This is a genomic window from Streptomyces calvus (assembly GCF_006782915.1).
Lineage (GTDB): Bacteria > Actinomycetota > Actinomycetes > Streptomycetales > Streptomycetaceae > Streptomyces > Streptomyces calvus.
In genome coordinates this window covers 22919-27777 of sequence record NZ_VCNP01000058.1, presented here as the reverse complement: position 1 = coordinate 27777, position 4859 = coordinate 22919, and the positions used below count along the sequence as shown (strand labels likewise).

The 4859-nt window shown below is 73.0% G+C and carries 3 protein-coding genes and 1 pseudogene; 2 read left to right on the top strand and 2 right to left on the bottom strand.

The genetic code is table 11. The features are described 5' to 3' along the window. Nucleotides 1-377: 377 nt before the first annotated feature. Together FGW31_RS33530 and FGW31_RS33525 are read right to left on the bottom strand one after the other, a co-directional pair. Nucleotides 378-1415 (bottom strand): GDP-mannose 4,6-dehydratase, encoded by a 1038-nt coding sequence (locus FGW31_RS33530; protein WP_142197378.1) that lies wholly within the window; start codon nt 1413-1415, stop codon nt 378-380. A 376-nt stretch (nt 1416-1791) separates the two neighbouring features. Beyond that, the gene (locus FGW31_RS33525; RefSeq protein ID WP_142197377.1) at nt 1792-2634 is read right to left on the bottom strand and encodes a GntR family transcriptional regulator; all 843 of its coding nucleotides are present in this window, start codon (nt 2632-2634) and stop codon (nt 1792-1794) included. Between the two features lie 498 nt (nt 2635-3132). Between FGW31_RS33525 and FGW31_RS33520 the strand changes: the two are divergent. Then, nucleotides 3133-3939, top strand: a pseudogene (locus tag FGW31_RS33520) (glycoside hydrolase family 16 protein); the annotation flags it as partial. Between the two features lie 143 nt (nt 3940-4082). Further along, the gene (locus FGW31_RS33515) at nt 4083-4835 is read left to right on the top strand and encodes an IclR family transcriptional regulator (RefSeq protein ID WP_142197376.1); all 753 of its coding nucleotides are present in this window, start codon (nt 4083-4085) and stop codon (nt 4833-4835) included. Nucleotides 4836-4859 lie beyond the last annotated feature (24 nt).

Genomic DNA, 4859 nt, shown 5'->3' with positions numbered 1-4859 from the left:
TTCAACGCAACCCATCTGGAAGAAGACCGGCGGACGGCTGGAGGTCCGGTGGCGGCACCGGGAGTCCGGGACGGCCGTTCGGCGGGACGACCGGGGTGTCCGGAGGAAGGGAGTCAGGGGGCGGGGCCGGCGGGGCGTGCCCCGCGCGGGAGGTCACGCCCCGGGCGGTCCGGGCCGTACGGGGCGCCGGGGGCCGCCCGTCCGCGGCGGGCTCCCGGCGCGACGCCGGGCGGATACCGCCGCGGCACCTTCCCCGGAGCACGCCCGCGGCGCGCGTACCGTGCACACAGTTCCGCAGACCATGGGCCCAGTCTCGGGCGGTTCGTCTGCGGAAATCCCTAGTGTGTGGCGCCGGGGCGGAGGCGGCGGGGCCGCGCCTACCAGTTGCCGGCGGCGGCCACCAGCCGGCTGTAGTCGCGGTCGCGCGAGGCCTGGCGCAGGTCGGACTCGACCATCATGCGCATCAGCTGCTCGAAGTCGACCTCGGGCTCCCAACCCAGTTCCTTGCGGGCGTTGGTGGCGTCCGCGCAGAGCGTCTCGACCTCGGCGGGCCGCACCAGCCCGGGGTCGACCACCACGTGGTCGCGCCAGTCCAGGCCCACGTGCTCGAAGGCGATGCGGGCCGCGTCGCGCACCGTGTGCATCCGTCCGGTGCCCACGACGTAGTCGCCGGGCTCGTCCTGCTGGAGCATCAGGTGCATGGCCCGCACGTAGTCGCCGGCGAAGCCCCAGTCCCGCTCGGCGTCCAGGTTGCCGAGGCTCACCTTGTCCATGAGGCCGAGCTTGATCTGGGCGACGGCCAGGGTGATCTTCCGGGTCACGAACTCGGCGCCGCGGCGCGGCGACTCGTGGTTGAAGAGGATGCCGGAGACGCCGTACATCCCGAACGACTCACGGTAGTTGCGGGTGATGTAGTGGCCGAAGGTCTTGGCCACGCCGTACGGGCTGCGCGGGTGGAACCGGGTCGTCTCGCTCTGCGGGCTCTCGGCGACCTGGCCGAACATCTCGGAGGAGGACGCCTGGTAGAAGCGGATCTGGCCCCGGGAGCCACCGCCGGAGGACTTGCTGAGGCCGCTGACCATGCGGATGGCCTCCAGCATGCGCAGCACGCCGGTGCCGTTGACCTCGGTGACCAGTTCGGGCTGCTGCCAGGACATGGGGACGAAGGAGATCGCCCCCAGGTTGTACACCTCGTCGGGCTGGACCAGGTCGACCGCGGAGACCAGGCTTCCCTGGTCCATCAGGTCGCCGTCCACGAAGGACAGGCCCGGGATCATCTCGGCGATCCGGTCCTTCCGCGGGTTGGCCTGCCCCCGGCAGAGCCCCCACACCCGGTACCCCTGGCTCAGCAGGTGTTCCGCCAGGTACGAGCCGTCCTGTCCGGTGATTCCGGTGATCAGTGCGCGCTTGGACATCTTCTCTCTTTCCACCGCCACGGAGAGGACCGGTCGGCGGGAGTCGTCGCCGCGCCCGCGGACCGCAAGCGGCGGCATTCGACGTGAGACGCGCATCCTCCGGCGGAGCGGCGCCGGGGCCACTCCTGCCGTGGACCGGGACGCACAGCCTGCGCCGACTCACGCGCCGTCCTCGTGGGGGCCATGCAAGCACCGGAACGGCTAAGGAATTTCCGAGTCTTGCGGCACAGGGGGCGGGTGCGGGGCGCGCCCGGGTCGCCGCCGCCGGGCACGGTGCGCGCCTCGCCGGGCGGGCCCGGGGCGCAGCCGACGGCAGGACCGCCGGGCCACCGGCCCGCCGCAACGCCACGCCACCGTCGCGGAAGCACAGGCCCCGTCACCGGTCGCTCTGCACCACGCCCCGTGTGGAGAAGGTGACGGGCCGGCCGGCCGTGAAGTCGCCGGGAGGAATGCCGGGGTGGTGGCCCTCGGCCGGCGCGGGCACGGTGCGGGGGCCGAGCGCGAGCCGGGAGACGATGCGGTACCGGTCGCCCCGGTAGAGCGAGTGGACGTACTCGACCGGACGGTCACCGGCGTCGGTGGTGAGCCGCTCGAACAGCAAGGCCGGTGACAGTTCGGGCACCTCGAGCAGGTCCGCCTCCGCGCGGGTGACCACGGTCGGCTCGATGGACTGCACCGCCTCGGCGACCTGCACGCCGTGCCGGTCCCTGAAGTGCTCGTACAGATCGCCCTGTTCCAGTTCCGCCCTGGTCAGTCCGGGCACCCGGTCGGCCGGCAGGTGCAGGTGCTCGATGGCCACGGGTGAGCCGTCGACCAGCCGGAGACGGGCCACGTAACGGATCCGCGCCGCCGGCGACAGGCGCAGCCTGCGGCCCACCCGGGCGCCCGCCGGCAGGGTGCGGAACTCCAGCACGCGGCTGGTCCACAGCCCGCCGGCCCGGGGCACGGCGAAGGAGTTGCGCTCCGGGACCAGCTCCTGCGTGATCTTCTCGGCCGCCACGAACATGCCGCGGCCGTGTTGGCGCACCAGCAGTCCCGCCACCACGAGTTCGTCCACCGCGGCGCGCAGCGTCGGGCGGGACACGCCGAGCAGGGCGCACAGGCTGCGCTCCGAGGGGATGGCGTCGCCGGGCCGGCGCGCCTCGATGAGTTCGAGGATCGCGTCGCGCACCCGTTCCCGCTTGAGCACGGCGCCCGAGGCGGCGCGATCGATCTCCATACGGGCCTCTCGTTCGTCGGCCAACGGGACGGGCCGGCCGGTCTCCGGGGCACTGGTGGGGCTTCGACCCTAACCGGTCCGGCGGTTCCCGGGGATCCCTGCGTGAGCGTCAAGTCACGTCCGTGCGGCGCGACTTGACGACCCCATTGGTCTATGCCACCTTCGTTCGACATCGACTGGTAAGGCCCCGGGGCCCAACTGGTCAACTCCCGGGCCGTGCGCGGGCCGCCGTCCCCGTACGTCCGCGGGCGCACGACCGTGGAGCCGGATCCCCTCGTCGCCGGCTCCACGGCGAACGGCAGCACCACGCACACCGCACCGACGCTCCACCGTGCGCCACCCCCCACAGCGAAAGGACCACGGATGAGTACTCGTCCCACCGGCCGCCGCACCCGCACGGCCCTCGCGCTGGCCGCCCTGCTCGGCAGCGCCGCGCTGGCCGGTCTGCCCGCCTCCACCGCCACCGCCGAGCCGAGCGGGCCCGCGGGCGTACTGGCCGGCCAGGCCCTGTTCGACGACTTCGGCTACACCTCGCACACCGACCCGGCGCTCGGCGAGCACGGCTGGCGGGTGCGCTCCGGCGTCGGCGGACCGGGCGTGTCCGGTGCGACCTGGGATCCCTCCAAGGTCACCTTCAGCGCCGAGGGCGGCACCTCGGTGATGAACCTGGAGACCTCCACCGCGGGCACCGGCGCCTCCACCGTCCAGACCGAGATCCTCACCGAGGACATGAAGTTCAGGAACGGCACCTACGCGGCGCGGGTGCGGTTCTCCGACGCCCCCACGCACGGACCCGACGGCGACCGCGTCGTGCAGACCTTCTTCACCATCAACGACCTCAAGGCCCCGATGGCCGACGACTACGCCGAGTACGACTTCGAGTACCTGCCCAACGGCGGCTGGGGCGAGCCGTCCAGCACCCTGTTCACCACCTCCTGGGAGACGTACGCCCCGGACCCCTGGCAGGCCGTCAACCAGCACAGCGAGAGCCGGCAGAGCTTCGCCGGCTGGCACGACCTGGTCCTGACCATCGACGACAACGCCGTCACCTACTACGTCGACGGCCGGCACTTCGCCACCCATGACGCCGCGTACCTGCCCGAGCGCCCCATGTCGATCAACTTCAACCAGTGGCTGATCGACCTGGAGGGGCTGACGTCGACCACGCCGCGCGCGTACCGGCAGCAGGTCGACTACGTCCTGCACGTCAAGGACCAGGTCCTCACGCCGGCGCAGGTGACCGCCAAGGTCGACGCCTACCGCCGGGCCGGCACGTCGTTCGTGGACGAGGTGCCGGCGCCGTGACGGCCTGACCGCCGCGCACGGCGGGCGACCCACCGGCCGGGGCCGCACCACCGGCCCCGGCCGCATCCCGCGCACCCGACTCCTCGCCTCGGGACGGGGGTCCCGCTGTTGCCTGCCGCGGTGGGCCGGGGCAGGCTGGTCCCATGGGTGGCGGCCCGACGCTCATCGGCTCCGTGCAGCGTGCCTTCCGGCTGCTGGAGGCGGCGAGCGCGCACCAGAACGGCGCGCCGGCGAAACAGCTGGCCCGGGAGACGGGCCTGCCCCTGGCCACCGCCTACCACCTGCTGCGGACGCTGGTGCACGACGGGTATCTGCGCAAGCTGGACGACGGCGCCTTCGTCCTGGGCGACCGGCTGCGCACCCTGCACACGGCGGGCCGCGGCCAGGCGCTGCTGAGCAGGGTCCGGCCGGCCCTCACCGCGCTGCGCGACGAGCTCTCCATGGCCGCCTACCTCACCTTCTACGAGGACGGCGAGATCCGTGTCGCCGACATCGTCGACAGCGCCCGCAGCCCGCGCGCACCCCTGTGGGTGGGATTCGAGGACGCCGGGCACGCCACCGCGCTGGGCAAGTCGGTGCTGCGGGAGCTGGACGGCGCGGCGCGCCAGGAGTACCTCTCCCGGCACCCGCTGAACGACCTCACGCCCCGCACGATCACCACGGCCGAGGAGCTGCTGCGCCGGCTCGACGCCACCGAGCTGGCTCCGGCCGTCGCCGACCTGGAGGAGTACTCCCTGGGCACCGTGTGCGTCGCGGTGCCCGTGTACAGCGGCACCACGCTCGGCGCGCTCGGGGTGTCCATGCCCAGGGACCGGCTCTCCCGCCTGGAAGAGATCCGCGAACGGCTCCTCCCTGCCGCAGGCCGGGTGACAAGGGGGTTGTCTCTCACTATCTGAGGCCGGCCGGTCCGTTTCGTTCAC